Here is a 26,717-nt window from a genome sequence, read left to right on the forward strand (position 1 = left end):
GGCGACACAGAGGGACGGTATGCGCCCTGACTCACTGCCCGAAGCGGAGTCACGGCATTCACTGACATCACGCCAGTTCCACGCACTGGCCCGCGGCGAGGGCGGAACGGACGTCCTCGCCACCCTGTCCCGAGCCGAGTTCAGTCACCGCCTGCTGCTGTTCGATCTGCTGATGGACACGCTCACCCCACTGACCGGAGTGACGGGCCCCCTCCCCGCCGCCCAGCGGGCCTGGGACCTCCTGGCCGCCGCCCAGCGGCACCGGCCGGCCGCGGTGGAGGAGCTTCTCCTGCTGCCCGAGACGGGGCTGTGGCTCAACCGGCTGCTGGCCCGGCTCCGTAGCCCCGAGAAGGCCGACATCCCGCTGTGGGCGGACACGGGCCACCTCCACACCCTGGCCGCGGTCGCCGCCATCCGCGCGGGCATGGCCTTCTCTTTCCCCGTCCCGGCCCACCACGGCACGGTGCGGCTTCCGACCCTGGGCATGGCAAGGCTCTCCACGGTGCACCGGCGGGGCGGAGGATGGGACACGGCCGAGGCCGACGCGTCCGGCGGGCGGGTCACCCTCACCGGCCGGTACGGGAGGACCGCTCTGCCTGCCCGTACCGAGCGGCCCGCCCCCGGATGGTTGCCGGTGCGCCGGGCGGCCCTCGTCCCCGGTGCCCGCGGGATCGTCGTGGACGACCTCGGCCCCCACCGGATCGCGCCACTGCCCTACGGGGCCGCCCGGCGCCTGACCCCCACCGCCCACGACACCTGGAGCCGGCTGCTGCGTGAGGCGTACGCGCTGCTGGCGGACGTCGACCCTCCGACCGCCGAGGCCGCCGCCGTGCTGCTGCGCTCGATCCAGCCCCTGCCGGCCCATGAACCGTTCCGGGTGCGCAGCGTCACCAGCGGACACGGCGTGGGAGGGCTGGCGTCGTCCCTGCCCGACTCGGTCGCCCTGTGCGCGGCGACGCTCGTCCACGAGCTCCAGCACAGCAAGCTCAGCGCGCTGATGCACCTGTGCCCGCTGTACGACCCGACGCAGGCGCGGCGGCTGTACTACGCGCCATGGCGCGACGATCCGCGGCCGCTGGGCGGGATGCTCCAGGGCGTGTACGCGTTCACGGCCGTGGCACGGTTCTGGCGGGCGTACGCCGCCCGGCACCCCGGCGGCCCGGACAGTGCCGTCGCCCGGTTCGACAGCACCCTCTGGCAGACGCAGCTGGCGCGGGTCGTACCGGAGCCGGCCGCCGACCCGGCGCTCACCACCGCGGGCCGCAGGGCGTTACAGGACCTGCTCCAGGCCGTGCGGCGCCTCGGCGACGGCTGCGGCGACGGGCGTGAGGAGCGGCTCGCCCACCGGATGGCCGCCGACCACCGGGCCTCCTGGCGGCTCGCGCACGTCCGGCCGCACGCGGCGGACGTCGAGGACCTGGCGACGGCCTGGCACACGGCACGGGACCGGCCGCCCGCGCTGCCGTCGCGCCGGCGAGCGCCCCGGGACGGCGGGCACCGGCACCTGGACGCGCGCGCCATGCTCGTACGCATCGGGCTCGCCGACCCCAAGGCCCTCGACACGCTGCGCGCCCGCCCCGGCGACACCGTGCCGGGTGCCACCGGGGCGAGCAGGGCGGACCTGCTGTGGGCGTGCGGCGACCCGCACGGCGCCCGCCGCCTCCACGTCCGTGACCTGGACCGGCGGGCCGTCGCGTGGACGGGCCTGGGGCTGGCCCTGGCGGACACCGGCGAGGCTCCGGAGGCGGTCGCCGCCCTGACGGCGGTGCCGGAACTGGTCGCGGCCGTCCACCGCGAGGTCACCGGCCGCACGGGACGGCCGCCCGACCCGGTGGCCCTGGCCCGGTGGATGGGCCGGGGCACCCTAGGACGCCCCTGGATCGGCTAGATCGGCATCGGGTCGATGTCGCAGTTGGCCCGGCGCCAGGCGAGCATGTCCGCGCACGCCGGGTGATTCTCCCCGAGGGTCGCCCGGATGCCGTCGATGGCGGCCCGGTGCAGCTCCTCCGCCTCGCCCGTACGCCCCAGCGCCCGCAGCTCGGCGGCCATGTTGCCGCGCAGCACGAGCACCGTGGGGTGGGCCTCGCCGAGCGCCTCGGCCAGCAACGGCAGCGACCGCTGGTCCAGTTCCAGCGCACCGGCGGCGTCACCCTGGGCGAACAGGTCGTTGGCGAGGTTGACCGAGCAGATCAGCGTGTGCGGGTGCCCGTCGCCCAACTTCTCGCGGAAACGCGCGAGCGCCGACTCGTTGAGCTTGCGGGCCTGGTCGACCCGGTCCAGCAGCCGCAGGGTGATCGCCGCGTTGGCGTCCGCCGCCGCGGTGTGCGGGTGGCTCTGGCCGAAGATGTCCGCGTACAGCGTCCTGGTCCGCTCGCCGAGCTTCAGGGCCTCCTCCAGCGAGCGGTTCTGGCGCAGGTCGATGGAGAGGTTCAGTGAGGCCTGGAGCGCGTCGGGGCTGCGCTCGCCGTACCGCTCGACGAGAGCGTTGCGCGCGTTGCGGGTATTGGCCTCGGCGGCCGCGTGGTGGCCCGCCTTGCGCTGGGCGACACCCAGGCGGGCGATCGCCTTCAGCGTGTTCGGGTGCATGTCGCCGAAGGTGTCGCGGTGGATGTCGATCGCTTCCTCGTACGCCTTCTCCGTCGCCGCGTACTCCCCGAGCTCCTGCTTGTCCAGGTGGAGGGACGCCTCGGAGCTGAGGGTGGTGGGGGCGTCGGCACCGAACAGCTGCACCTTGGTGCGCCAGCTCGCCCGGTCCAGCTCCAGCGCCCGCGCGTACAGGCCGTTGACGCGCAGCGTGACGCCCAGGTTGTGGGCGTGCAGCAGCGTCTCCGGGTCTTCGTCCCCGTACGCCCGGACGGCCCGCTCGTAGACCTCCTCGTCGAACTCCAGCGCGCCCCGGAAGTCGCCGCGGGCCCTGCGGTCGCCCGACACCTGGCCCTTGACGCGCAGGTACTCCTCCTCCAGGTCGGGGCCCGCGGCCTCCAAGGTGGCCAGCATGCGTTCTCCGAGCTCGGCGGCCTCCTTGTAGCGGCCGTCCCGCCACAGGACGAACCGCAGGTGCCGGCCCAGCACCAGCGTCTGCTGGTCGTCCTCCCCGAACAGCCGGCACCACTCGCGGTAGGTCTCCCGGGCGAAGTCCTGGGCCGCGGCGTGATCGCCCCAGTAGAAGAGGTACTCCGCCACGTTGTGCACCATCTGGCGGACGTTGCGGTGGGGCGAGAGCGCCGCCTTGGACGCGATGACGTGCGGGTACAGCTCCCCGAACCGCTGCCAGTTCTGCGGGGCCTGCGGATCGCTGGGCGCGTTCGCCGCCAGCAGCAGGTGTGCGCCGTGGCGGAACCTCTGGCGCTGCTCCTCGGTCATGCGTGCTTCGAGCACGGCCTGCACCAGCCGGTGCATCTGGATCGAGTTGGTGCGGTGGTCGATCTTCGCCAGCGAGTACCGGCTGATCTCACGGATGGCGCGGCTGAGCCGGATGGGGTCGGTGAAGATCCGGTCCAGCTCGGGCGCGATCGGTTCGGACACCGCGTTGGAGAAGAACTGCCGGTTGACCGGCTCCGGCGCGAAATAGGTGCACAGTTCCAGGAGTTGGATGGCTCCGGCGTTCTTGCCCTCGACGTGGTCGAGGGACACGTTCCACGCGGTGGCGACGGTCTTCTCGTACTGGGTGGGCGGTGACACCGCCATCAGCTCGGCGCTCTTTTCCTCGAACACCCTCCGGTATTCGGCGGGGGGCATTCCCGTCTCGGCGCGCCACGCCGAAGCCTGCTCCACGGCGAGCGGCAGGTCACCGAGGATTTCCGCGAGCATGTCCGCGTCTTCCTCGGACAGGTCGGGATTACGCCGCCGTAGGAGCTGGATGCTCTCCTGCCGTTCGAACACATCGACTTCCAGCGGATGGGCCAAGGTGTTCCACTGAGGGTTGCGCGATGTCACGATGACGGAGCCTACCGGCCCGCCCTCGGGAGTGCTCGGGAAGTATTCCTGCACGGCGGCCGGACTTTCGGCGTTGTCGAACACCAGTAGCCAGCTGTTGTACGGATTTCCGGTGCGAAGCGCTTCCAGTACGGCGGGCACGGCGGTAATGGCCTCCGTGCTGACCGGGAGGTGGAGGCGCCGGGCCAGTTCGACGAACGCCTGCTGAATTTGCGTGGTCCGTTCCGCGGGGATCCACCAGACGACCTGGTATTCGGCCGCGTGCCGGTACACGTATTCGAGCGCCAGCTGCGATTTGCCGACTCCGCCCATTCCGTGCAGCGCGTGCGGGAGCACGGCGGTGGGGCCCTGGCGCAGCCCGTTCTCCAGGGCGACCAGCAGCTCTTCCCGGCCGGTGAACACCACGTTCCTCGGCGGCATGTTCCCCCAGACAGCGGGCATGGCGGGTCGCGCACCCCCTCCGGCCGGAGGCTGCTGGGCCGGGGTCTGTGCCGGGGCGGGGACCGTGCTCACGTGGGGGCCTCCAGACGGGGGAATGGGGTAGTCGCTGTCGTCGGGGAGTGTCTCATCAGCCGGACCCGGTGAAACGCCGTTCGGAGGTGCGTTTCCGATGTGTTCACCGAGTCTCCGGGCGCGGCGCAGATGGGAACCGGAGATCGCCTGGAGCGCCGCGTGCTCGGCCTGCCGGAAACGGAGGTTCTCGGCGGTCGCCTCGACGGCCGCCAGACTTTCCTCGCGGAACGCGGGAGCCGCTGAGTCGGAGGCGCTTTCCAGGTAGTCGAGGAGCTCGCGGGCGGCTTCATTGTGCGGCGCGAGGAATTCGGCGGCCTTTTTCAGGGCGCTTTCGGTGGCCGACCTGCTGCCGGCGGCGAGGAGTTCCTCCCGTACACCGTCGACGAAGAGGTACGAATTCCCGGCGCAGCCCGGCAGGGGTTCCACCAGGGGGCTGATGACGAGTTCCGCCAGATGGGCGTCCGTGGCGTGCGGCATGGTCTGCCGCCGCACCTCCCGCATGGTGTCCAGGTCGAGCTGGACGGCAGCCAGCCGGGTGGCCAGGTCGAACGCCTGGAGGGAGGCGCGGTTGCGGAAGCGGGCCACCAGTTCCGCCGCCGTGGACCGCCGCGACGGGGGTGGCGGGGCGGGCGACGGGGGGCGGCAGGTGGTGAGGATCGCCGGCAGGTCCGCCCAGCGCGGAGTGGTCCCGGAGACGAACCGGGCCCAGGGGTCGAGCCATTCGGGGCTCAGTTCCAGGACCGGCACGGCCACCACCCGGCCGGGGGCGTCGGGCAGCAGCGACGCGGCGAGCGGTTCGGCGGGCGTCCAGCGGACCTGTCCGCCCGCCGACCCGTGCCCGTGGGCGCGCAGCCGCACCCGTACCGGGAACAGGCCGGTGCCGGACCACAGCCGCTGCGGCAGCATCTGCACCACGGCCACCGGCTGGGACCTGCCCCACAGCGCCGCCAGCCGCTGGGCGGCGCCGGACCGCCAGGCGGGCGCGGCGCCGTCCGTCAGCAGGAAGACGATGCTCCGCCCGGTCGGGTCGACGAGGCCGCCGGGCGGCCGTGGCCGGCCGACCGGTCCGGGGCCGCGCAGCACCGCCCGCTCGGGACGGGCGGTGTCGAGGGTGAGGACCTCCACGTCGCGCAGACCGCCGTACCCGTGGAGGGCCGAGCGGAACCGGTCGACCGCGGGCTGCCACAGGGCCATGTGCGGGGCGCTGTCCACGACCAGGACCGCGCTCCACCGCCGCTCCGGCTCGGGGACGAGCACCGGCGGCAGGTGCGGGGCGAGGGCGATCCGCTCGGCGGTGGCCGCCTCGTCGAGGACGTCGGCGTGGGCCGAGTCGAGGTGGCCGCGCAGCGGGCGCAGCGCCCGGCCCAGCTCCCGTGTTCCGGGCGGACGGGTGAGCCCGGCGGGGGCGGGTGGGAGTACGGCGGCGGGTGACGGGTGCGGGGGTGCTTCGTCCAGGGGGTCGGGGTCGTCCGTGGCGGGGTCGTCCGTGGCGGGGTTCTCCGGGGCGTGGGCGTCCGCGGTGGGGCCCGGTGGTGCGGGTGCGTCCGGTGCGGTGCCGGGCGCGGGGGGCTCGGGCGTGTCGTGGGCGCCCGGGTGGGGGTGGGGCGGCTCGTCGGGTGCGGGGGTGTGGGCGCCGGGGTCCGGCGGCAGCGCCGGGGCGTCGGTCTTCCGCTCCTCCGTCCCCTCCTGCCCGCCCGCCAGCCACGGGTGGTGGGCGGCCAGCCACACGGCGTCGGCGACCTCCCACGCGTACAGGCCGGTGACGGGCAGCCAGGAGCCGCCCGGCAGGTCTGCCGGGCCGTCCCGTCGGTGCCGCCCTTCAGCGCCGCGGGCCGCCGAAGTATCGCCGGTCACGCCGTATCCGCCCCTTCACCACCCAGAGGGTGCCAAATGGCGGCGAGGACCGATTGCCACTCACCGGCATCGCTCCCGTCCTGCCGGTAGAGGCCCGAGGTCGCCAAATGGGCGGCATTCAGCAACTGGTCGGCGGCCAGTCCGCCGACCCGGCTGCTGCGCCGGAGGAAATCCTGGATCAGTGCTTCCTGCGCCGGTCCGAGGCGGTCGCCGAAATGACCCGCGACCAGTTCCCCCAATGTCTCCGCGTCCGGGTCCGGAATGTCCAGCCGGAGGCAGCGGCGCATAAAGGCCTCGGGGAACTCCCGTTCGCCGTTCGAGGTCATGACGACGACCGGGAAGGTGTGGGCCCTGACCACTCCGTCCTGGATGACGGCGGTGCCCCCGGGATCAGCCGTATGGACGGTCGCCGTCGGTTCCGCCTGCTTCACCCGGACGAGTGGCGGGACCTCGAACCAGGCGTCCTCGAAGAGGGTGAGCAGGTCGTTCGGGAGGTCCGCGTCGCACTTGTCGATCTCGTCGATCAGGACGACGCGCGGCAGCCGGTACGGCAGCAGCCCCGTGCCCAGCGGCCCCAGCTGGACGTAGTTCCCGATCCCCGGCCGGTGGTCGTCGGTCCCGTCCCTGGCCGCCTGGGCACGCCCGATGGCGTCGTATTCGTACAGCCCCGAGGCCAGCGTGGTGCGGCTGGTCACCGGCCAGTGCAGCACCCGGCCGAGCCGCAGCTCGCGCGCGATCCGGTACGCCAGGCCCGACTTTCCGACCCCTGGCCGCCCACTGATCAGCAGCGGCCTGCGCAGCAGCAGCGCGGCGTTGACCAGCCGCACCTCCTCGGGGCGCGGGGTGCGCGGCCGGCCGGGCGGGCCGAGGCGCCGGTCGGCCTCGTCGTCGTCCGGCGGCGGGGGCATGGTCGCCGGGGCGCGGAAGTCGCGCCAGGGCGGGCCCTCGGGCCAGGTCCGGTCCTCGTACGGTGTGTCCGGTAACAGCTCTCCGGTGCCCCGGTAGAGCGGCCCGCCATGGTGCGCCGCGTTCACTCGGTCCCCCCTACAAAGGTGGCGGGAGCGCTCTGCCCGCCCTCGAGAAGAAGCTCGGGGTCGTCCCAGATCATGCTCATGGACCGGATCGCTTCGACGTCCCGGTCGGTCACGGCGCTCGCCCCGCCGGAGGCGGTGGTGGTGGCACGGACGGCGACGTCGGACTTCCACTGTTGCGCACGCTCGGGGAGCCCTGACAGTCCTTCATTGGCCAAGGTCTCTCTGATCATGCTGCGGAACACCTCCGACGCCGGGTCGTCGCGGTGATACACCACTATGGGTACCCCGAGGTCGAGGGCCAGACTCATCTCCCTCAAGCCCAGCTCGCTGTCGCGGTGGGGCGGTCGGCTGAGCACCATCCCCACCACGTCGTCGTCGCGCCCGATCTTCGCGTCCAGCAGGGCGAGGTGTTCGGTGTCGGTCAGTGTCTCCGGGTCGCACTCGTGCACCAGTCCGGGGCCCTCTCCGGTCCGCCAGTGCGCCCAGCGGGCCCGCCAGGCGTTGTGGAAGGCGGGGCGCTGCACCCGCTCCAGGCTGTGCAGCAGGATCTCCCGGTAGCGGCTCAGCAGGGAGTTGGGAAACCCCAGGGTCGGGTCGCGGTCCCACCACTCCACGGGTTCGTTGAGGAGCTCCGCCGGGAGGAACAGCTCCAGGGCGGCGTTCTCGGCGCGGGAGTGGCGTAGCTGAGTCATATGCGTGAGCAACTCTGCCACAGCAATGGGGAGTTGGGAGCGAGTCACGGACTCTCGTGGCTCGGTGTGAGGATCGCGGTGAAGGGCGCTGGAGTCGGTGTACTTCACACACGCGGAGACGTAGTACCGCTGGGTGCGCACGGCGCGGCGCCTGCCGACGCCGCCCTGGGGAGTGCGGTCGGGCTCGACCTTGACGTAGATCCTGATCAGCGGTCTGACGGGGGCGGCCGGCCCGGCGGGCCGGGCGGGCGGCGGGTCCTGGGCGGGCCCGGTGCTGCCTGCCAGGGGGGCGCCGGAGAGTTCCGTGCGCAGGGTCGTCAGCGGGCCGGTCAGGTGCCACTGCCGTGCGAAGTGGTCGTTCCACGCCCGTAACTCCCCCACGCCCGCCGCGACTTCCGGGCACAGGGCGGCGGTGTGCTCCAGGAACGCCATGGCGGGCAGGAGACCGCCGGGGTGGCTGTTGCGGTCGGCGAGGTGGACGAACGCCTCCCACGGGGTGGCGCAGTGCTCCGGCAGTGGTACGAGGCCGTCCGTGGCCCGGTCCACGAGGCCGCCCAGCTCGGACACCGGCACCTCCAGCACACGGCGCAGCGGCGCCCAGTCGGGGCCGGGGAAGGCGAGGCGGGCCTTCCACTCGGCCAGCAGCAGGGACAGGGCCGGTTCCAGCACGGGGGTGACCAGGCAGGTGGCCGCGACGAGCCCGTCCATGCCGCCGTCGATCGTCGCGCAGTTGTTGACGATGCTGAGGAACTCCTGGCGGGGCACGGTGAAGCTGACGGCCGTCAGGCCGGGGATGTGCTGGTGCACCATCTGGCGCCACAGATCCCTGCTGTTGTCGTTGATCAGCCGGACGGCCGGATCCTCCAGCGCGTCGACGAACGCGCCCAGGATCCGCAGCTGTACGGCGTCGAACCCTCCCGTGGCGGCCACGCGCGTTCCCCCTCGCACCGTGCCGTGTGATGCCCCTGCGTACTGGATGGCCCAGGTTAAGCGGTTTTCCGCTCAGCCGGGAAGCGCTGTGGACAACACCCGGTAGAACTGATCGTTGGCCCAGTAGGAGCTGTGGGCGGCCGAGACCGGCTGGCGGTTGTCCACCTCCACGTCGGTGATCCTGGGGTCGCCGCCGAACGCCCCGGCCGCGAGGTACGACAGCAGGTCGCGGCGGTCGTAGACGTTCAGCCAGCGGGGGAACGCCCCGGGCAGCCCACTGCCGTACGGGCGGGAGGGCAGCGCGTCGAGTTCGTACAGCAGCGGCGCCTGGGAGCCGACCGTCACCAGCAGGTCTACGGACACACCGGCGGGCGGATCGGTGAGCAGGTCCACCGCGATGATGCCGCCGAGGCTGTGGCCGAGGACGACGACCGGACCGGCGTCGCCGGGCAGGGCGCGGAGCGTGGCGGCGACGTGGTCGCGGACGGCCTGGCCGCGGGTGAGGTAGGCCAGGATGTCGCCGAAGAACCCCACCGAGCGGCCGCTGAGCGCGGCCCGCCGGGAGACCAGCAGCCGGGAGCCGACGGAGCGCTCGAAGAGCCGGGCGGAGAAGCCCAGCGCGGAGACCAGCGCGTCGCCGAGGCCCTTGACGTCGCCGCCCAGTTCGGCGGTGAGGGTGTCCGCGAGGTCGTCGCGTGCCGCGACCGGCACGTCGCCCGCCGGGCGGTCGGCGCGCACCAGCGCCCAGGCGGTCAGGGCGCGGGCGGCCAGCCGGGGCAGGGCGTCGCCCTCGGGGGCGGCCACGGCGGCGGCGCGGCGCAGCGGGGGCGCGGCGAGCAGGGCGTCGACGGCCTCGGAGAGGGGTACGTCGGGGACGGCGGCGTCCCAGGCGGTGCGTATCGCCGCCGAGCCGTCCAGCCGGCCGATCAGGTCCAGCAGGGCGTCGCCGGGTGCGACCGCACCGGGGACGAAGGCGGGCGCCGTCCCGGACGGCCGGTCCGCCAGGGCGTAGACGCCCAGCTCGGCGAACGGGTCCGCGTACAGCATCGCCCACCGCAGCCGGTCCTCGTCGTCCTCCCGCACCGGCACGGCGTCTTCGGTGACGTTCCCGGGGACGTCTTCGGTGACGTACCCGGGGATCGAGACGCCGCCCGCCCGCAGATAGGAGCCGAGCGCGGACCCCCAGTCGCACGGTTCGACCCGCACATCGGGCCGCACCCGCGCGAGGCCACCGCGGATGGCCTCCAGGGCGAGGGTGTACGACGGCTCGCGAACCCCCGTACCGTGCACGAACAGGACCGTGACCATGTGCCCCCCAAGTCGCTTGCCCACAAGCTCCGTTCGGGGAGTTTAGGGTCCCGGGGGATCAGAAGGAGGGCGTACGCGTCACCGTCCGCCCCAGCGCGGCCGCCGCCCGCGCGAACACGGCGGCGTCCAGGACGGCCGCGCCGCCCGGGTCGTTGTTGAAGTACACGTACACGTCGGCCGCGTCGGTCCAGGCGTCCGCGATGCGCCGGGCCCAGGAGGCCGGCGCCTGGCGCCCGTACCGGGGCCAGGGCCGGGCCGCGCCGGCGTGGAACCGGACGTACCCCCAGGGCGCCGTGCGCCACAGCGGCGTCACCGGCCGGGAGCCCCGGTCGGCCCAGCACAGGGCGGCGCCGTGCCGCTCCAGCACCGCCCGCAGCTCCCGCTCCGCCTCCCACCAGGAGGGGTGGCGCAGCTCGACGGCCACCCGGACCGTGTCCGGGAAGCAGCGCAGGCAGGCCTCCAGTGCGCCGGTGTCCTCGCGGAAGTTCGGCGGCAACTGCACCAGGACGGGCCCCAGCCGGTCGCCGAGGCCCTCCGCCCGGCCCATCAGCCGCTCCACCGGCTCCTCGGGGTCACGGAGCCGCTTGATGTGGGTCAGGTACCGGCTGGCCTTCACCGCCATGACGAACCCCTCGGGGGTCCGTTCGCGCCAGGCGGTGAAGACCTCCCTGGTGGGCAGCCGGTAGAAGGCGTTGTTGTTCTCCACGGTCACGAAGTGGCGGACGTACTCCTCCAGCCACAGCCGCTGCGGCAGCCCGGCCGGGTAGAGCACGCCGCGCCAGTCCGCGTAACTCCACCCCGAGGTTCCGACAAGCATGGGCACATCACCCATGCTCCCCGCTGTCTACGGCTTCCACCACGCGGCGGAGGCGTCGCGCAGGGTGTTCGTGCCGCAGTGCACCTCGCCCATGCCGAGGTGGTAGGTGTACCAATCGTCGATGTACGACACCTTCAGCCCGGCGCCCGTGTAGGCGGCGGTCACGGCGGTGGTGAAGATGTCCTTGCCGCCGATGACCGGACCCCACTGGCGCGGGGCCAGGTACCGGTCGCTGCCCAGCAGGATGCCGTTGACGGCTCCCGGGACGTACGCGCTGGTCATGACGGGCCCGGGACCCGCCGCCCGCCCGTCGCGGCGGTCCAGCCGCTTCTGCTGGCCGTACTCGCTGACCGCCTCCGGGACCTCACCGGCGCCCAGCCGCGACAGGCGCGGCATGCGCTCGCCGCGCTCGCCCACCTGCTCCGTACCGCGCGTGTACAGCGCCGGTACGCGCACGACCTCGGCGTCCGTCACGCCCGTCTCGCGCTGGAGGACCGCCAGGTTGGCCTTGATCCGCGCGGCGGCCAGGGTGTTGTCGGCGACGAGCCACTGGGAGGCGAGCGCCTGGTCGACGGTCTCCTTCGGCGCGAGTCGCTCCACGGAGTCCGGCACGGAGAACATGCGGGTCTTGCCGTGCCCGGCCTTCTGCGCGTCGCGCAGCAGTTTCAGCCCCGCCTCGGGGTCGGCGATGCCGATCTTCCAGCCGCGCGGGGTGCCCGGCGCGGGCAGGAACTGCACGAACTCGTCCACATGGCCCACGTGCAGCCAGGAGGTGTCCAGCAGCAGCGGGTCCTGGAACCCCTGGGACGCGAGCATCGTGCGCATCACCTGCGCGGGTTTGGAGCCGTCGTCCTTGCGCTCGCCCATGATGATGCGCCCGGCGGGGAAGGACCGGCCCTTGTGCGCGTACGGGGGAATGGTCTCCAGGTTCCCCATCGAGTTCAGCGTCCACTCCTCCGAGTCGCGGACCCCGGAGACCTGGACGACGCCTGTGCCGTTGCCGCGTATCTTCTCGAACAGCTCGCGCCCCGCCTCGCGGTCGGGCTGCGCCGAGCGCAGCATCACGCGTATGACCTGGCGACGCCCGTCGGGTCCGGTCATGCTCACATAGCCCGGCTCGACGAAGTCCTGCGCCCAGATGTCCTGGTACTTGTCGAAGGTGATCAGCGGCTGGGTGATCCCCGCCGACTTCACCTCCTTGGCCAGGCCGTTGACGAACGCCTGCTGACGGCGCGCGAAGTCGTCCTTGCCGGGCACCTTGGTGACCAGTACCCGCTGGGCCTTCTGGAGGTGGTGGTGGGTCAGCAGCGGGGCGACGCGGAGGGTGATGTCGTCCGTGGTGGCCGGCCTGCCGGGCGCCGTCACCGTCAGGCGGATCACGGCGCGGCCGTCCCACACCTTGCTGTCGCGGACGATGTCGGTGCTCTCGACCGCGAACTCGACCCCGGCGCGCAGCTCGGCGGCGGTCAGGCGGGTCTTGCCGGTGACGTGGGCCCAGCCGGTGGCGCGCTTGGCGAACACCCGGGTGTGCTTGCCGCCGGCCGGGACGCTGACGGCGCCGGTCGCCGTGGCGGGCAGGTTCGCCATCGGTGCGGCGCGGACACGCGCCAGGTCGGCGAGGTCGGCGTTGCCGTTGACGACGGCGTCGGCCGCGTCGTGGCAGGCGGCGAGCTTGGCGTCGGGCAGCGGCTTGCCGCCGGGGCCGGCGCTCGGGCACCGCTTGGTGTCGTCGTCGATGTTGGGCAGGAACACCGCGCCCCGGGAGGGGGTCCAGGCGTCCTCACCGGCGGTGTCCGTCGTCCCGGTGACGTCGACCCGCCCGTCCCGGTTCACGTCCGCCCGGAGATCGACGGGGGGCGGCGCCTGGGCCGCTGCGGCTTGGGCGGCGGACACCGCTGACGTGGGCGCCAGTACGGCGCCGATCACGGTGAGGGCCAGGGCCGTTCGTCTCGGCGTGCTCGTAACCACCATGCGTCCCTTCGTGGGGGGTTGGGTTGCCGAGACCGAAGAGGGCGTGGACGAACGTCCCGTTGCCTGGGGAGGGGGAATTGGCGGGTTCGGGGTGGTTGAGGGGGTGGGTGGGGCGGATGCGCCGGGGCGGGCGGGGAGGGGATGCTGGAGGCCCCGCCACCGGAAGGACCCCGCCGCCGTGCTCGTCGCCCGCTCCGTCGCCCTGTTCGCCGTCGCCGCGCTGTTCGAGATCGGGGGCGCCTGGCTCGTATGGCAGGGCGTCCGTGAACACAGGGGCTGGATCTGGATCGGCGCGGGCGTGATCGCGCTCGGCCTGTACGGGGCGGTGGCCACGTTCCAGAGCGACGAGAACTTCGGGCGCGTCCTGGCCGCCTACGGCGGAGTGTTCGTCGCGGGCTCCATCGCCTGGGGCATGGTCGCCGACGGCTACCGGCCCGACCGCTTCGACGTCATCGGCGCTCTCGTCTGCCTCGCCGGCATGGCGGTCATCATGTACGCGCCGCGCGGCGGCTGAGGGCTCACCCCGTCGTCAGCAGGGCGGCCATGGCCGCCAGTACGCCGGGGGAGACGCGGTAGTAGACCCAGGTGCCGCGCCGCTCGGACGTGAGCAGACCGACGTCCTTGAGCTTCTTCAGGTGGTGGGAGACGGTCGGCTGCGACACCCCGACGTCGGAGATGTCGCACACGCACGCCTCACCGCCCGGGTGCGACGCCACGCGCGAGAACAGGCGCAGCCGGACCGGATCGCCCAGGGCCTTGAACATGGCCGCCGTCCTGACCGCGTCCTCCTCGGACAGGGCCTCCGAGGTCAGCGGGGCGCAGCAGGGCACCGCGGAACCGGACTCGGAACTGGAACCGGGACCGGGACCGGAGCCGGTTCCGGCCATCGGCAGGTCGGCCACCTTCGTATTCGACATGCGTCTATGTTGACGCTTGTCGATGCAGCTGGCAAGCTCGACCCCGGGACATCGACAACTGTCGAATCAACGAGGGAGATCCAGCCATGAGCGAGCAGCACCTTCCGGTGGTCGTCATCGGAGCGGGCCCGGCCGGTCTCGCGGCGGCCGCGCACCTGGTCGAGCGCGGCCTGGAGCCGCTCGTCCTCGAGGCCGGACCCTCGGCCGGTACGGCGGTACGGGAGTGGGCGCACGTCCGGCTCTTCTCGACATGGGCGGAGCTCGTCGACCCGGCGGCCGAGAAGCTGCTCGCGCCCACCGGCTGGACGGCGCCCGCGGGGAACACGTACCCCACCGGCGGCGGCTGGGTGGCCGCCTACCTCCAGCCGCTCGCCGACGTCCTGGGTGACCGGGTCCGCTTCGGCGCACGGGTGACCGGGGTGTCCCGGGCCGGACGCGACCGCGTGGTCGACGCGGGTCGCGACGAGCGGCCCTTCACCGTCCACACCCTGTGGACGGACGGCAGTGAGGGCGGCAGTGAGGGCGGCCGCGAGGAGCGGGTCCTCGCCCGCGCCGTGATCGACGCCTCCGGCACCTGGTCCACCCCGAACCCGCTCGGCGGCGACGGCCTCCCGGCGCTCGGCGAGCGCGCGGCCGCCGACCGCATCGTGTACCGCGTACCCGACCTCACCGACCCGGCGGTCAGGGCCCGCTACGCCGGGAAGCGCACCGCGGTCGTCGGCTCCGGCGCCTCCGCCTTCACCACCCTCGCCCTCCTCGCGGACCTCGCCAAGGACGAGCCGGGCACCCACGCCGTATGGATCCTGCGCCGCGGCCTCACCGGCTCCACCTTCGGCGGCGGCGAGGCCGACCAGCTCCCGGCGCGCGGCGCCCTCGGCCTGCGCGCCAAGGCGGCCGTGGAGGCGGGCCGCGCGAGCGCGGTCACCGGCTTCCGTACGGAGGCGGTGGAGCGCCGCCCCGAGGGGGGTGGCCTGGTCCTCGTCGGGGACGACGGCCGCCGGCTGGACCCGGTGGACGAGGTGGTCGTCCTGACCGGACTGCGCCCCGACCTGTCCTTCCTCGGCGAACTGCGCCTCGGCCTCGACGAGCGCCTCCAGGCACCCCTGGAGCTGGCCCCCCTCATCGACCCGAACGTCCACTCCTGCGGCACGGTCTACCCGCACGGCGTGAACGAGCTCGCCCACCCGGAGAAGGACGTGTACCTGGTGGGCATGAAGTCCTACGGACGCGCACCGACGTTCCTCGCCATGACCGGTTACGAGCAGGTCCGTTCCGTCGCTGCCGCCCTCGCCGGTGACCGGGAGGCCGCCGAGCGCGTGGAGCTGACGCTCCCCGAGACGGGGGTGTGCGGCGGCGCGGGCCTGTTCGACGAGCCGGGGACGTCCGACGAGGAGAGCGACGGCGGCTGCTGCGGCGCGCCCACCGTGCTCCGGATCGGTGGCGGCCCGGCGGCGTCGTGCTGAAACGCAGACCAAAGGGGCGGGGCCGCGACCGGGAGTCCTCCGGTCGCGGCCCCGCGCCGTGGTGCCGACGCTGTCGCCGTGCCTACCGCACCGCGGCGAGCGTGCCGAGCACGCCCTGAACGAACTGGGTGGCGCCCGAGAGGCCGCCGGCGGAAGCGAGGTGGGTCGCGCCGGTGAGCGGGCCGGTCACGCTGCCGAGGGGACCGGACGCGCTGCCGAGGAGGCCACCGCCGAGGTTTTCGGTGAGGCCGCCGGGCAGACCGGCCGGCAGGCCGCCGGGGAGACCTGCGGGCGCGCCGCCGGTGAGGCCGCTCAGCGGGTCGGCGGCCGCCGCCTGGGCGGTGGCGGCGCCGCCGAGGGCGAGGGTGGCGGTGGCGGCCGTGGTGGCGACGATACGGGCGGTGACGCGGCGGGTCCTGGTCATGAGCTTCTTTCCGGTTCGCGATCGTCCTGCGGTACCCGGACAACGCCGCCACGTGGCCGGAAGGCACGGTCCAGGGCGGCTGTGGCACCGGATGGCGGTAACGCGGCGCCGGTCGACCGGTGCGGGGCCGGGCAACCGCCGCCGCGCGCGGGGCCACCGGGCTGTGCCCCGCCGGGGGCCGTCACCGGCCTCGGCCGGCCCCACCCGGGCACTCCTCCGGGGAGGCCGGGGGACCGACGGCACCGGCGCCCAAGCCGGTCGCGGCACCGCGCGGCCGGCGGGGGACCAGGGCCAGCCCCGCCAGCGGCACCGCAGCCAGAGCAGCCCACGGCCAGACCCCGCCCAGCTCCACCAGGGCCCCGGCCGGAGCGCCTCCCGCCAGCACCACCAGGCCCGACAGGGACGACAACGCGCCCGTGTACAGCCCGAGCCGGCGCTCGTCGGCCAGGTCCGGCAGCCATGCGCGGGTGGCGGGCACCACCAGCATCTGGCCGGCCGTCAGCAGCACCACGAAGGCCAGTGACGGCCACACCCCGCCCACGGGCCGCAGCGCCCCGGCCGCCGCGAACGAGGCGGCGATCAGCAGCAGCCCCGTACGGACCGAGGCGCCCCACGACAGGCGGGGCGCCGCCCAGCGCTCCAGCGGGAGTTGCCCCGCCACCACGAGCACCGACGACAGGGCGAACAGCCACCCGAGCGCGGCCTGCGAGCCCGTCGCCCGCTCCAGCTCGGCGGGCAGCGCCAGATACAGCTGGTTGTAGGCCAGCAGATAGCAGGAGTACGCGAGGGCGAGAGCCAGGAAGCGGCGGTGGCCAAGGAGTTCGTGCAGGGCGGACGGGGAAGCGGCCCGGTGGTGGACCGTGCCGCGCGGCTCCCGGTGCGGCATCAGCCGCCAGTGGCCCGCGAGTACGAGGGCGAAGACCGCCGCCCCGGCCACGCAGGCCGCGCCGAAACCCCCGTGGAGCAGCAGGACGCCCAGCACCGGCCCGATCAGCGCGCCCGCCTGGCCCCCCGCCGAGAAGCGGGCGAGCAGGCGGGTGCGCGCGGTCCCGGTCGTCGTCTCGTGGCGTACCGCCTCCCGCGCGATCTCCGACTCCACGGCGGGTGAGAACAGCGCAGCGGCGAAACCCACCAGCAGGACGGCGCCGGTCACCGTCCACACCGAGTCCGCGACCGCCAGCCACAGGAACCCGGTCACCCGCAGGGTGCACCCGGCCAGCACCACCGGGCGCGGGCCGTACCGGTCGGTGAGGGCGCCGCCGACCACGAACAGGCCCTGCTGGCTGAAGGTGCGCAGGCCCAGGACCAGGCCGACCAGCCAGCCGCCCAGCCCGAGGGAGTCGCTCAAGTGGTCGGCGAGGTAGGGGAGAACGGCGAAGAAGCCGACGTTGAACGCGAACTGGCTGCCGATGAGGAGGCGGGCGAGAGGGCTCATGGGGTGGTGATCCGTTCGATGCGGCCCGCCCGCATCTCGGCGGTCCGGTCGGCGAAGTGCCGTACCAGGGCCATGTCGTGGCAGATGAAGAGGTAGCCGAGCCGGAGACGTTCCTGGAGGTCGGAGAGGAGGTTGAGGATCCCGGCGCGGACGGAGGGGTCGAGCGCGGAGACCGGTTCGTCGAGGACGAGCAGCTTCGGCCCGCTCGCCAGGGCCCGGGCGATTCCGGCGCGCTGGCACTGGCCACCGGACAGTTCGTGCGGCAGCCGGCGGCCGTGGACGGTGTCGTCCAGGCCGACCAGGTCGAGCAGTTCGGCGACCCGGGCCGGACCGGTGCCGGCGTCCCAGCGGCGCTGGACGCGCAGCGGTTCGGCGACGGCGTCACGGATGGTGCGGCGCGGGCTGAGGGAGCCGTACGGGTCCTGGAAGACGGGCTGCATCGCGGGGCGCAGCGGCCGCAGCTCGCGCTCGCCGAGCCGGGTCAGCTCGTGGCCGTCGAACCACACCTCACCGGCGGCCGGGCGGCGCAGCTGGAGCACGGCGGTGGCGGTGGAGGACTTGCCGCAGCCGGACGGGCCGACCAGGGCGAGGGTCTCCCCGGCACCCAGGCTGAAGGAGACGTGGTCGACGGCGAGATGCGGTCCGTACCGTACGACCAGGTCACGGACGTCCAGCAGGGCGTCGCTCATGCGTGCTCCCCGGCGAACAGGCCGGCGGCGGATTCGGGCACGGCGTCCCAGCGGTGACAGGACACCTCGTGGACGACCTCGTGGCCGCCCCCACGGCCGCCCACGGCCTGCGGCTCCGGGCGTTCGGTAAGGCAGCGGTCGTCGGCGAGCGGGCAGCGCGGCGCGAACGCGCACCCGGACGGCAGCGCGCCCGGCGCGGGCGGGGATCCGGCGATCACGGGCAGGCGGCGGCCGCGCTCCACGGGCGTCAGCGCGGCGAGGAGCCCGGCGGTGTACGGGCCGCGGGGCCGGCCGAACACCCGGTCCACCGGGCCCGATTCGACGTGCCCTCCGGCGTACATCACCAGCACCCGGCCGGCGTGCGCGCGCACCGCGTCCAGGTCGTGGGTGACGAGGACGAGCGCAGCGCCCGCCGCCTCCCGTTGCTCGGCGAGAACGTGGAGGACCTGTTCCCGCAGGTCCGGGTCGAGGGCGGTGGTCGGCTCGTCGGCGACGATCAGCTCGGGCTCGTTGACCGTCGCCATGGCGATCACGGCACGCTGCCGCATCCCGCCGGACAGCTCGTGCGGATACGCGCGGCACCGGGCGGCCGGGATGCCGACGCGCTCCAGGGCGAGGGCGGCCCTGGCCCGGGCGTCCTTGCGGGACAGGCCGGTCACGGAACGGACGGCGGCGGCCAGTTGGTCGCCTACCGGGTGCACGGGTGACAGCGCGGACAGCGCGTCCTGCGGTACCAGGGCCACCCGGCGTCCCCAGAGCCGGTCCGCCCGCGCGCCCACCGGCTCGTCGGCCCCGTCGGCCTTCCGCAGCCGGACGCTGCCGCCCACCGTCGCGCCGCGCGGCGCCATGCCGAGCAGGGCTCGCGCGGTCAGGGACTTTCCGGCGCCGGACTCGCCGACGAGGGCGAGGACGTCACCGTCGTACACGTCGAAGGTGAGCCCGCGCACCGCCTCGACGGCCCCGAAGGCCACCGAGAGGTCGCGTACGGAGAGGAGTGGTTCAGCCGCCATGGAAGGGCGCCTTCCTGGTGTACGCGGACAATGACACCGCCAGGCCGGCCAGCAGCGCCAGGGCCAGGGCGGGGGCCAGCGCCGCCCAGGGCGCGCGTTCCACATAGGCGCGGGACTCGTCCAGCAGGAGTCCCCACTCCGGGGCGGGCGGCTGGGCGCCCAGGCCGAGGAAGCCCAGCGAGGCCAGGGCGAGGGCCATGCCCGGCAGCCGCAGCACGGCGTGGCGGGCGACGGGGGCGGCGGTGGACGGGAGCACGTGCCGCCACAGGATCCAGCCGGGTGTCGCCCCGATCGCCTTCTGGGCGAGCAGGAAGCCCGACGCCCGCACCTCCTGGACCAGGGCCGCCGCATGGGCGGCGAGCGGGGGCCAGGAGATCAGCGCCACGGCGAGCGCGGCACCGCCCGTGCCGGGGCCGAGGACGGCGGCGACGAGGATGCCGACGATCACCGGCGGCAGGGCGTTGGCGATGTCGGAGAGACCGGACGTCATGTGCGGGACGAAGCCCAGGGCCACGGCCAGCAGCCAGCTGAGCGCGCACACGGCCGCCGCCGTGCCGACCGTCGCCGCCGCCCCGTGCCCGAGCCGGGCGAGCACGTCACGGCCGAGGCCGTCCGCGCCCAGCGGGTGTACGAGGGACGGCGGGGCGAGCCGGGCGGCGGTGTCGACGGTGTACGGGTCACGCAGCAGCCCCCACCCGATGACGGCCACCAGCACCACCGCGAGGACCACCGGTACGGCGGGGGCGACCCGTACCGGCCGCGCGGCGGGCAGCGTCAGGCCCGCGTCCCGCAGCCCCGGCCCCAGCAGCCGCCGCCGTACCAGGGCGGCGAGCGCCCCGACGGCCAGGCCCAGCGCCAGCAGTGCCAGCACGGAGCCTTGGAGCAGCGGGAGGTCCTGGGACTTGGCCGCGCCCAGGGACGTACGTCCGATGCCGGGCACCGCGAACACCGTCTCCACCGCGACCGCCCCGCCCGTGAGGCCCACCGCGACCATGCCGAACTGCGGCACCAGCGGCGGCAGTATGCGACGCAGCGCGGCCAGCGCGACCCGTGCCCGGGACACGCCCGCCCCGCGCCACAGCTCCACCCACCGCTCGTCGAGCACGGCGGGCAGCGCGTCGGCGACCAGCCGCCCCAGCAGCCCGCCCGCCGGGACACCGAGCGCGACGGCGGGCGCCACCAGGTGCGTGGGTCCTTCCCAGCCGGACGTGGGCAGCAGGCCGAGCCACACCCCGGCGACGACCAACACCACGGTGGCCAGCAGGAATTCGGGCACGGCCGCGAGCATCGCCGCGAACGTCCCGGACGTGCCCCGCCCGCGCACCAGGACCGGTGCGGCGAGGGCGACCGCCACGACCAGGGCGACCGCGAGCGCGGCGCCCATCAGCCCCAGCGACACCTGGAGCCCGGTGACCACGGACGGCAGGACGTCGGTGCCGGACACCCACGAGGTGCCGAGGTCGCCCCGGACGAGCCCGGCGGCCCAGCCGCCCAGCAGCGACAGCGGCCCGGCGTCCAGCCCGAGGTCGGCACGGATGGCGTCCAGCGCCTCGGGCGTGGCTTCTTGCTCGGCGGACCGGGCGCGCAGCACCGTGAGCGCCGGGTCCCGGCCCGACAGCCAGGGCAGCAGCCCGACCACCGCGAGGACGGCGGCGAGCGCCCCGGCGGTCCCGGCGCCCCGCGCGACCCCCGCGCTCACTTGACGTACGTCGCGGGCGTGACGAGCAGCCGCTCGCGCGGGTCGTGCTCGGCGCCCACGACACCGGCCGCGTCGCCCTGGACGACCCGCTCGTGCAGCATCGGGATCGCGGCGTCGGTGGCGAGTACGGCGGCCTCGGCGGCCATCACGGCCCGGCGGCGGGCGTCACCGGCCTTCGTCGCGGCGGCCTTGTCCAGGGCCTTGTCGACGGTGGGGTCGGCGAGCTGGGAGATGTTGAAGGAGCCCCGGGACGCGAAGTCGCTGTAGAGGTAGGCGGCGGGGTCGCCGGAGTCGAGGACGGTGGCCCGGGACAGGATGAACGCGTCGAACTCGCCTGCCAGCGCGTCGGTTTCGATGTTCGCGTACTCGCGCACTTCCAGCTCGACCCGGAAGCCCGCCTTCTGGAGCTGCTGCTGGAGGGTCTGGGCGACCTCGGGCAGCTCGGCGCGGTCGGTGAAGGTGCCGATGGTGATGGCGGCGCCGTCCGGGTCGGCGGCCTTGGCGCGCCCGGGTTCCGAGCGGAGGGGGGCGGCCCACGGGAGGGCCGGTCCGAGCAGGCCCCGGGCGACGTCGGCCCGTCCCTCGTACACGCCCTCGACAAGAGCCTTCGCATCGATGGCGGCACGGGCGGCGGACCGGAGCCCGGCGTCCTTGAAGGGGCCCTTGGCGGTGTTGAGGTAAAGGGTGTTGGTGCGAGGCATCGGCACCTCGGTGATCAGTTCCGGGTCGAGGAGCGCGGCCTGCGAGACCGGTACGGCCTCCACGATGTCGGCCTCCCCGCTGCGCAGCGCGGCGGCGCGGGCGGTGCCGTCCGGTACGAAGGTGACGTCGATGCCGGGCGCCTTGGCCTTCGTTCCCCAGTAGCCGTCGTACCGGTCGAGGGCGGCGGACGAGGTGCCGTCGACCCTGGTGAGCCGGAACGCGCCGGTGCCGGTGCCGACGGGGCTGACCGTCTTCCCGCGGTACGCCTTGGCCGAAAGGATCGACAGCTGGGGCGAGCTGAGCCGCTGCGGGAGGAGCGGGTCGGGGGCGGCGGTGGTGACGGTGACCGACCGGCCCGAGGTCTTCACCCGGAGGTCGACGCCGTCGAGGATGCGGGGCTTGGGCGAGGCGGTCGCGGCCTTGGTGAGGGAGTTCGCGACGGCCCGGGCGGTGAGCGGGCTGCCGTCGTGGAAGGTGACGCCGTCGCGGACGGTGAAGGTCCAGGTCCGGCCGGTCTGCCGCCAGGAGGTGGCCAGCGCGGGCCGGGGGTCGCCGTTGGCGTCGAGGGTGACGAGGGTCTCGGCGGTGGACCAGCGGGAGAGTTTGAAGGCGTCGTCGGAGAGCGGGGAGAGCCCGGAGCGCGGCGGGTTCATCATCGCCACGCGGATGCGCTTCCCGTGACCGTCGGGTCCGCCTTGACCGCCGTGTGCGCCGTCACCGCCCGAGGCGCTGAAGCAGCCGGTGAGCAGGACGGACGCGCAGACCATGGCGGCGGTGGGGAGGAGACGGGCGGGCAGGCGCACGGGAACCCTTCCGGGCAGGGACGAGCAGCGGGGGCGGACGGGACCGTAACACAATGACAATCGTTTTCAACAATTGAATGTTGATCCACGTGGGCGCGGGTGGGAGCAGCGCGCCCTTGCCCGCCCGCGACAGCGCCGGCGCGCTGTCACCTGCTCCAGCCAGTGGTCCGGGGGCCCCGCCGGCGACGGTCGGCAGCAGCTCGGTGAGCTGGACGTCGAAGTCCCCGGCACCTCACAGATCCCACGGCGAGCCCGGGCCTGCCGGTCCGCAGCGTCGCCGCCGCCCGCGCGAGGGTGTCCTCGCCGCGGGGGACCAGCGCGTCACCGCCTGGCCCGTCCCGCCCCTCCCGTCCGGACCACGCCGGCCGGGGGCGGGCCGATCGGCCGACCGGGTGATGCGGTGCCTAGCGGAGCGGGCGGCCACGCGAGCGACGGTTCCAGCGGACGGCGAAGAAGATCACGTCGATGACCAGCACGACGATGCCGATGATCAGCAGGTACATCAGGCCTTCGGCGACGACGCCGATGAGCCCGAGGACGATGGCGACGATGATCAGGAACAGGAACAGCGCCATGGGGACGAGCACCTCCTCGACTGGGGCGGACGGTCAGCGGCGGGCGAGCTTCCGTTCGCCGTTGGCGCCGGGCTGGTACGGCATGCCGTAGTGCTGGAAGATCGCGGCTTCGCTCTCGGCGGGCAGAACGTCGTCCGTACCGATGGACGGGGACTTGCGGACCTCCCCCTTGGGGTGCGAGACCTTCAGGTAGTCCGGTCCGACGATCGCCCCGTCGAGCGGGACGAACACCAGCCGCTGCCGGGTCGGCAGCCCGGTCCGGACCGTGGCCACGGCCGGTTCGTCGGTGGCGGTGTCCACGTAGATGGCTTCCAGCACGCCGATCTTGTGGCCCTTGGGGTCCACGACATCGTGGTTGCGCCACTCGCGGATGTCTGCTGACTGGATCATGCGTCTCTGCCCTCTGAGCGGGTCCGTACGGTCGTTCTCGCTGTCGCTGTCCAGCGTCCGCCCGCACGCCGACGGGCGCCACCGCACCGGATCCGGTACGTCAGAGTTCGTCCGCGTGCGAGGGGTCGTCGGTGCCCGACCTGCTGGAGGAGAGCCAGGACCGGGCGGGTTCGGCCGCCCGGCTGGTGTCCAGGGTGAGGTGGAGCCGGGTGCCTCCCTCGCCCCCGGCGGGGTAGCTGCGCTGCTCGGTGGCGTCGAAACAGCGCCGGAGGACCTCCGCGACGCGCCGGGCCGTCTCGGGAGACGCGGCGACGATCCGGACCTCGGCGTGTCCGGTCGCCGGCATGGGTTCCGCGGTGCTCATGGTCAGGTCGTTCCTCACGCGCGGGGGGCCGTGTGTCGGGCTGAGCGCCGAACCGGCGCATCACGACGGAGCGTACGGCGACAAGGACGCTGCCGCCGCTGCTCCGCCGTCGGTCACTCATGCGACTTCCCGGCTCGCGGCGTCCGTAACGTCACCGGTCGCCGCCTCGTCGGCGAGCAGCGCGCTCGCCGTGGCGAGGCCGCCCACGGTGGCCGCGGCCGCCATCAGCCGGGCGGCGGCCGCGGCGCCGGTCTCCGGCGGTACGACCAGCAGGTCCCAGCGGCCGACGGAGTAGGAGAGGAGGAGCAGCGCGTGCGGGTCCTGCTCGGCCCTGAACCATCCGACGTGCACGGTGTGTCCGGCGACGGGCACCTTGCGCGGGACGACGGGCCACTGGGCCGGATTCACGGTGACACGGGTGATCCGCCCCCACGGGCCGTCCAGCGCGGCGGCCAGAGCCGGCAACTCCTGGGTGAGGTCGCGGGAGCGCGGCCACCACGCGCCGTCCAGCCGGCCCGCGACGCGGCTCGGCGCGGTCAAGGAGAGGCGGGCGGGCAGCGGGACGCGTACATCGGGTGCGGTACGGACGAAGGTCTCGGTCACGGTCATGGCGCGGACCTGCCCCCGGCCTCTCGGCCGGTGTCGTCGATCGCCGGGAACGACACCGCGTGAAAGCGGGTGTACGGAGAGTGCCCGGTGCCTTCACTCTACTCCGCCCGACATGTCGGACGCTGCGGTGAGGACAAGCGGAGTACGGTGAAATCACCGACCGGCCGACGCACCGGATCCGTAGACGGGTGGCACCACCATGACGAACCCGGACTCCTCCTCCCCGTCCCCGCGCAAGCTCCTCCCGGACGCCGTTCACCAGGCGGTGAAGCCGGGTACGGCGCTGCTCAGGCTCCAGACCACCCACTCCCGTGAGGGAATCCTCGACGGCGCGTGGTGGCCGCGCTCGCGCGACATCGGCACCGAGCTGCCCCACCTCATCAGCGCGCTCACCGAGCACCTCGGCCCCGTCACCCGCGTCGGCCTGGACGCCGCCGCGTGGGAAGACCTTCCCGTACGCCTGGTCATCGAGGACCGTGTCGTGCACATCGACTCGTTCCCGGTCGGCGACGACACCATCCTCGTCACCCGGGGCGAACGCGACTACTTCACACTCCTGGTCGTCCCTCCGCACGCGACTCCCGACGCGGCGCGCGCCGCGATGGCCCGAGCGGTCCAGACCGGCAACGTCACCGACGCCGCCCACATCCTCATCGACACCGGCACGGGCCCGGCGGCCTCCTGACCGGTGGGTTGCTGTTTCCCGGAGGTCTCCTGACCCTCGGCGGCACCCCGGTGCCCGGCGGCCCCTGGGGTGTACTGGCCGCTCGCCCATGCTTTATGTTGCGGAGGCAAAGCAAGGGGGACGGACGACGGATGGCACGGGATTACGACAGCCAGCTTCTGGAGTCGGTGGCCGTACGCCGGCGCAGAATGCGGGACGCGCTGCTGTTCGGGGCCCAGCGGGCGCGGCGCACGGCCGACGAGCGGCTCGGGAAGGTGTTCGCGGGCATCGCCATCGCGGCCGTCCTGTGCGCGGGGTGCGTCGGGTGGTCCTTCCTCCAGCACACGCTGGCCAAGCAGAAGGCCGAGCAGCGCAAGCAGGAGCAGCGGTTCGAGCAACCGGCGAAGCCGGAGAAATCCGCGGAATCCGGGAAGAACTCGCAGTAACTCCCGCAAAGGGAATGGGGGGAAGCGCCGGCAGTGCAGACTTCGAGACCAGTCGAAATGGCCCGAATGTTCCCGACGTCGCGATGATAGGTTCCCGCAAGTGGTGAGCACAGCAACGACTTCCCGGGCGCAACTGAGCCGGGTGACCCTGGTCGGCGAGCGGCGCCGGGCGGACATCGTCCTGCCCTCCGACACACCGATCGGTCAACTGCTGCCCGACATCCTCCGGTTGCTGGACGACCGGGCCGCGTCCCGGCCGATGACCCGGCAGCTGCTCACGTCCGACGGCTCGGCGCTGCCGCACGACAGCACGCTGGCGTCGGCCCAGGTCGCCGACGGGGCCGTCCTCCGGCTCGTCCGGGCGCACTCCGCGCCGCCCGCACCCGTGGTGCACGACGTCACCGACCAGGTGGCCGACGACCTCGACCTCCAGGCCTGGCGCTGGCGCCCCGCCGCCCGCCGGGCCGGCGCGGGCGTGGCGACGGTCGCCTTCGCGGTGGTCGCCGCGCTGCTGGCCCGCCGCGAGTACGCACTCGACGCCCTGGCCGGCGCCCTCGCCGCCGTGACGTTCGTCCTCCTCGCGGCCGGTGCGCTCGTCGCGCGGATCGGACAGGGCAACCGGGGCCTGGCGACCGCGCTCCTCCTGACCGCCGGCGGACTGGGCGCCCTCACCGCCTGGACCGCCGCCGACGCGCACGGCTGGTCCGGCGCCGCGCGGCTCGCCGCCGTCGCGGGTGTGCTCGTCGTGACGCTGGCGATGCTCGGTCACTTCTCGCCGCTCGGCCGCGGCGGACTCATCGGCGCCGGGGCCACCGCCGGGCTCACCGTCGTGTGGGAGGCCGTCGCCGCCGTCCAGGACGACCTGGCGCGGCTCGGCGCCGTCATGGCGGTCTTCTCCGTGGTGCTGCTCGGCCTGCTGCCCCGGCTCGCCCTGATGGCGTCGGGGCTCACCGCACTCGACGACCGGCACTCGGGCGGCACGTCCGTCAGCCGCCACCAGGTGGGGAACGCCCTCGCTGCCACGCACCGGGGCCTCGCCCTCGCGACGACCGTCACCGCGCTCTCGGCCGCCGCGGGCGGCTGGCTGCTCACCCTGGCGGACCGGCCGACCGTCTGGACCGTCGTGCTGCCGTCCGTCGTCACCGTGGTGCTCCTGTCCAGGGCGCGGGCCTTCCCGCTGGTCGCGGAGGTCGTGGCGCTCTTCACCGCGGCGGCGCTCCTCGTCGTACGCCTGGTGATGCTGTGGATGGACCACGCCAGGGGCGCGGGGCCGCTCGCCGTGCTGTGCGCGGCCGCGGTTCTGCCGCTGGTGGTCCTGGCGGTCCAGCCCCCGGAGCACGTGCGGGTACGGCTGGGGCGCACGGCCGATCTGGTCGAATCCATCGGCATGGTGGGGCTCTTCCCGCTCGCGGTCGGTGTGTTCGGCGTGTACGGGCAACTGCTCGACAAGTTCTGAGTTCCGAGTTCGAGTT

At 74.0% G+C, this 26,717-nt stretch carries 23 protein-coding genes; 6 read left to right on the top strand and 17 right to left on the bottom strand.

Features of this window, described 5'->3' with window-relative positions:
• Positions 1-19: 19 nt before the first annotated feature.
• On the top strand, positions 20-1,888 hold the full coding sequence (locus ABT360_RS05115) for an HEXXH motif domain-containing protein (RefSeq protein ID WP_351810873.1): 1,869 nt from the start codon (positions 20-22) through the stop codon (positions 1,886-1,888).
• Here the strand turns inward: ABT360_RS05115 and fxsT are convergent.
• The 6 genes from fxsT to ABT360_RS05145 all read right to left on the bottom strand — a co-directional run bounded on the left by fxsT (position 1,885) and on the right by ABT360_RS05145 (position 13,055).
• Complete coding sequence (gene fxsT / locus ABT360_RS05120) at positions 1,885-6,303, bottom strand: FxSxx-COOH system tetratricopeptide repeat protein (protein WP_351810876.1); 4,419 nt, start codon at positions 6,301-6,303, stop codon at positions 1,885-1,887. The genes ABT360_RS05115 and fxsT overlap by 4 nt on opposite strands.
• The gene (locus tag ABT360_RS05125; protein ID WP_351810879.1) at positions 6,300-7,337 is read right to left on the bottom strand and encodes an AAA family ATPase; all 1,038 of its coding nucleotides are present in this window, start codon (positions 7,335-7,337) and stop codon (positions 6,300-6,302) included. Before ABT360_RS05125 ends, fxsT begins: the two co-directional genes overlap by 4 nt.
• Positions 7,334-8,959, bottom strand: coding sequence for a VMAP-C domain-containing protein (locus ABT360_RS05130; protein WP_351810882.1), 1,626 nt, complete (start codon positions 8,957-8,959; stop codon positions 7,334-7,336). Before ABT360_RS05130 ends, ABT360_RS05125 begins: the two co-directional genes overlap by 4 nt.
• A gap of 72 nt (positions 8,960-9,031) precedes the next feature.
• Positions 9,032-10,267 (bottom strand): alpha/beta fold hydrolase, encoded by a 1,236-nt coding sequence (locus ABT360_RS05135; protein ID WP_351810885.1) that lies wholly within the window; start codon positions 10,265-10,267, stop codon positions 9,032-9,034.
• Between the two features lie 58 nt (positions 10,268-10,325).
• Positions 10,326-11,090 carry a DUF72 domain-containing protein gene (locus ABT360_RS05140; protein WP_351810888.1) on the bottom strand — a complete coding sequence of 255 codons (765 nt, stop codon included), beginning with the start codon at positions 11,088-11,090 and terminating at the stop codon, positions 10,326-10,328.
• Between the two features lie 21 nt (positions 11,091-11,111).
• The gene (locus tag ABT360_RS05145; RefSeq protein WP_351810891.1) at positions 11,112-13,055 is read right to left on the bottom strand and encodes a protein-arginine deiminase domain-containing protein; all 1,944 of its coding nucleotides are present in this window, start codon (positions 13,053-13,055) and stop codon (positions 11,112-11,114) included.
• A gap of 178 nt (positions 13,056-13,233) precedes the next feature.
• Here ABT360_RS05145 and ABT360_RS05150 point away from each other — a divergent pair, with 178 nt between their 5' ends.
• A complete protein-coding gene (locus ABT360_RS05150) occupies positions 13,234-13,569 on the top strand; it encodes a YnfA family protein (protein ID WP_351810894.1) in 336 nt (111 codons plus the stop codon).
• A gap of 4 nt (positions 13,570-13,573) precedes the next feature.
• Here ABT360_RS05150 and ABT360_RS05155 read toward each other — a convergent pair whose 3' ends face one another.
• Entirely contained in the window at positions 13,574-13,972 is a 399-nt protein-coding gene (locus ABT360_RS05155) for an ArsR/SmtB family transcription factor (protein ID WP_351810896.1), read from the bottom strand.
• A gap of 86 nt (positions 13,973-14,058) precedes the next feature.
• Between ABT360_RS05155 and ABT360_RS05160 the strand changes: the two genes are divergently transcribed.
• Positions 14,059-15,435 (top strand): FAD-dependent oxidoreductase, encoded by a 1,377-nt coding sequence (locus ABT360_RS05160; RefSeq protein ID WP_351810898.1) that lies wholly within the window; start codon positions 14,059-14,061, stop codon positions 15,433-15,435.
• A gap of 82 nt (positions 15,436-15,517) precedes the next feature.
• On the opposite strand, the gene ABT360_RS05165 is transcribed toward ABT360_RS05160, so the two are convergent.
• The 10 genes from ABT360_RS05165 to ABT360_RS05210 form a co-directional block, all read right to left on the bottom strand.
• On the bottom strand, positions 15,518-15,859 hold the full coding sequence (locus ABT360_RS05165; RefSeq protein ID WP_351810901.1) for a hypothetical protein: 342 nt from the start codon (positions 15,857-15,859) through the stop codon (positions 15,518-15,520).
• Positions 15,860-16,040: 181 nt separating this feature from the next.
• A complete protein-coding gene (locus tag ABT360_RS05170; RefSeq protein ID WP_351810904.1) occupies positions 16,041-17,294 on the bottom strand; it encodes an MFS transporter in 1,254 nt (417 codons plus the stop codon).
• Positions 17,291-17,983, bottom strand: coding sequence for a dipeptide/oligopeptide/nickel ABC transporter ATP-binding protein (locus tag ABT360_RS05175; protein WP_351810907.1), 693 nt, complete (start codon positions 17,981-17,983; stop codon positions 17,291-17,293). The genes ABT360_RS05170 and ABT360_RS05175 overlap by 4 nt, the downstream gene beginning before the upstream one ends.
• On the bottom strand, positions 17,980-18,993 hold the full coding sequence (locus ABT360_RS05180) for an ABC transporter ATP-binding protein (protein ID WP_351810910.1): 1,014 nt from the start codon (positions 18,991-18,993) through the stop codon (positions 17,980-17,982). Before ABT360_RS05180 ends, ABT360_RS05175 begins: the two co-directional genes overlap by 4 nt.
• The gene (locus ABT360_RS05185; RefSeq protein WP_351810913.1) at positions 18,983-20,692 is read right to left on the bottom strand and encodes an ABC transporter permease subunit; all 1,710 of its coding nucleotides are present in this window, start codon (positions 20,690-20,692) and stop codon (positions 18,983-18,985) included. Before ABT360_RS05185 ends, ABT360_RS05180 begins: the two co-directional genes overlap by 11 nt.
• A complete protein-coding gene (locus ABT360_RS05190; protein WP_351810916.1) occupies positions 20,689-22,197 on the bottom strand; it encodes an ABC transporter substrate-binding protein in 1,509 nt (502 codons plus the stop codon). The genes ABT360_RS05185 and ABT360_RS05190 overlap by 4 nt, the downstream gene beginning before the upstream one ends.
• A gap of 404 nt (positions 22,198-22,601) precedes the next feature.
• The gene (locus ABT360_RS05195) at positions 22,602-22,772 is read right to left on the bottom strand and encodes a hypothetical protein (RefSeq protein WP_351810919.1); all 171 of its coding nucleotides are present in this window, start codon (positions 22,770-22,772) and stop codon (positions 22,602-22,604) included.
• A gap of 33 nt (positions 22,773-22,805) precedes the next feature.
• Positions 22,806-23,162: a PRC-barrel domain-containing protein gene (locus tag ABT360_RS05200; RefSeq protein WP_351810922.1), complete on the bottom strand. Its 357-nt coding sequence runs from the start codon at positions 23,160-23,162 to the stop codon at positions 22,806-22,808.
• Between the two features lie 100 nt (positions 23,163-23,262).
• Positions 23,263-23,526, bottom strand: coding sequence for a hypothetical protein (locus ABT360_RS05205; RefSeq protein WP_351810924.1), 264 nt, complete (start codon positions 23,524-23,526; stop codon positions 23,263-23,265).
• A 117-nt stretch (positions 23,527-23,643) separates the two neighbouring features.
• Positions 23,644-24,135: a DUF5994 family protein gene (locus tag ABT360_RS05210; protein ID WP_351810927.1), complete on the bottom strand. Its 492-nt coding sequence runs from the start codon at positions 24,133-24,135 to the stop codon at positions 23,644-23,646.
• Between the two features lie 199 nt (positions 24,136-24,334).
• Between ABT360_RS05210 and ABT360_RS05215 the strand changes: the two genes are divergently transcribed.
• The 3 genes from ABT360_RS05215 to eccD all read left to right on the top strand — a co-directional run bounded on the left by ABT360_RS05215 (position 24,335) and on the right by eccD (position 26,701).
• Complete coding sequence (locus ABT360_RS05215; protein ID WP_351810930.1) at positions 24,335-24,820, top strand: DUF5994 family protein; 486 nt, start codon at positions 24,335-24,337, stop codon at positions 24,818-24,820.
• Between the two features lie 131 nt (positions 24,821-24,951).
• Positions 24,952-25,245, top strand: a complete 294-nt coding sequence (locus ABT360_RS05220) for a hypothetical protein (RefSeq protein WP_351810933.1) — start codon at positions 24,952-24,954, stop codon at positions 25,243-25,245.
• 100 nt (positions 25,246-25,345) lie between these two features.
• Positions 25,346-26,701 (top strand): type VII secretion integral membrane protein EccD, encoded by a 1,356-nt coding sequence (eccD, locus tag ABT360_RS05225; RefSeq protein ID WP_351810936.1) that lies wholly within the window; start codon positions 25,346-25,348, stop codon positions 26,699-26,701.
• Positions 26,702-26,717 lie beyond the last annotated feature (16 nt).

This window comes from Streptomyces sp. NPDC000229 (genome assembly GCF_040300825.1).
Taxonomy (GTDB): domain Bacteria; phylum Actinomycetota; class Actinomycetes; order Streptomycetales; family Streptomycetaceae; genus Streptomyces.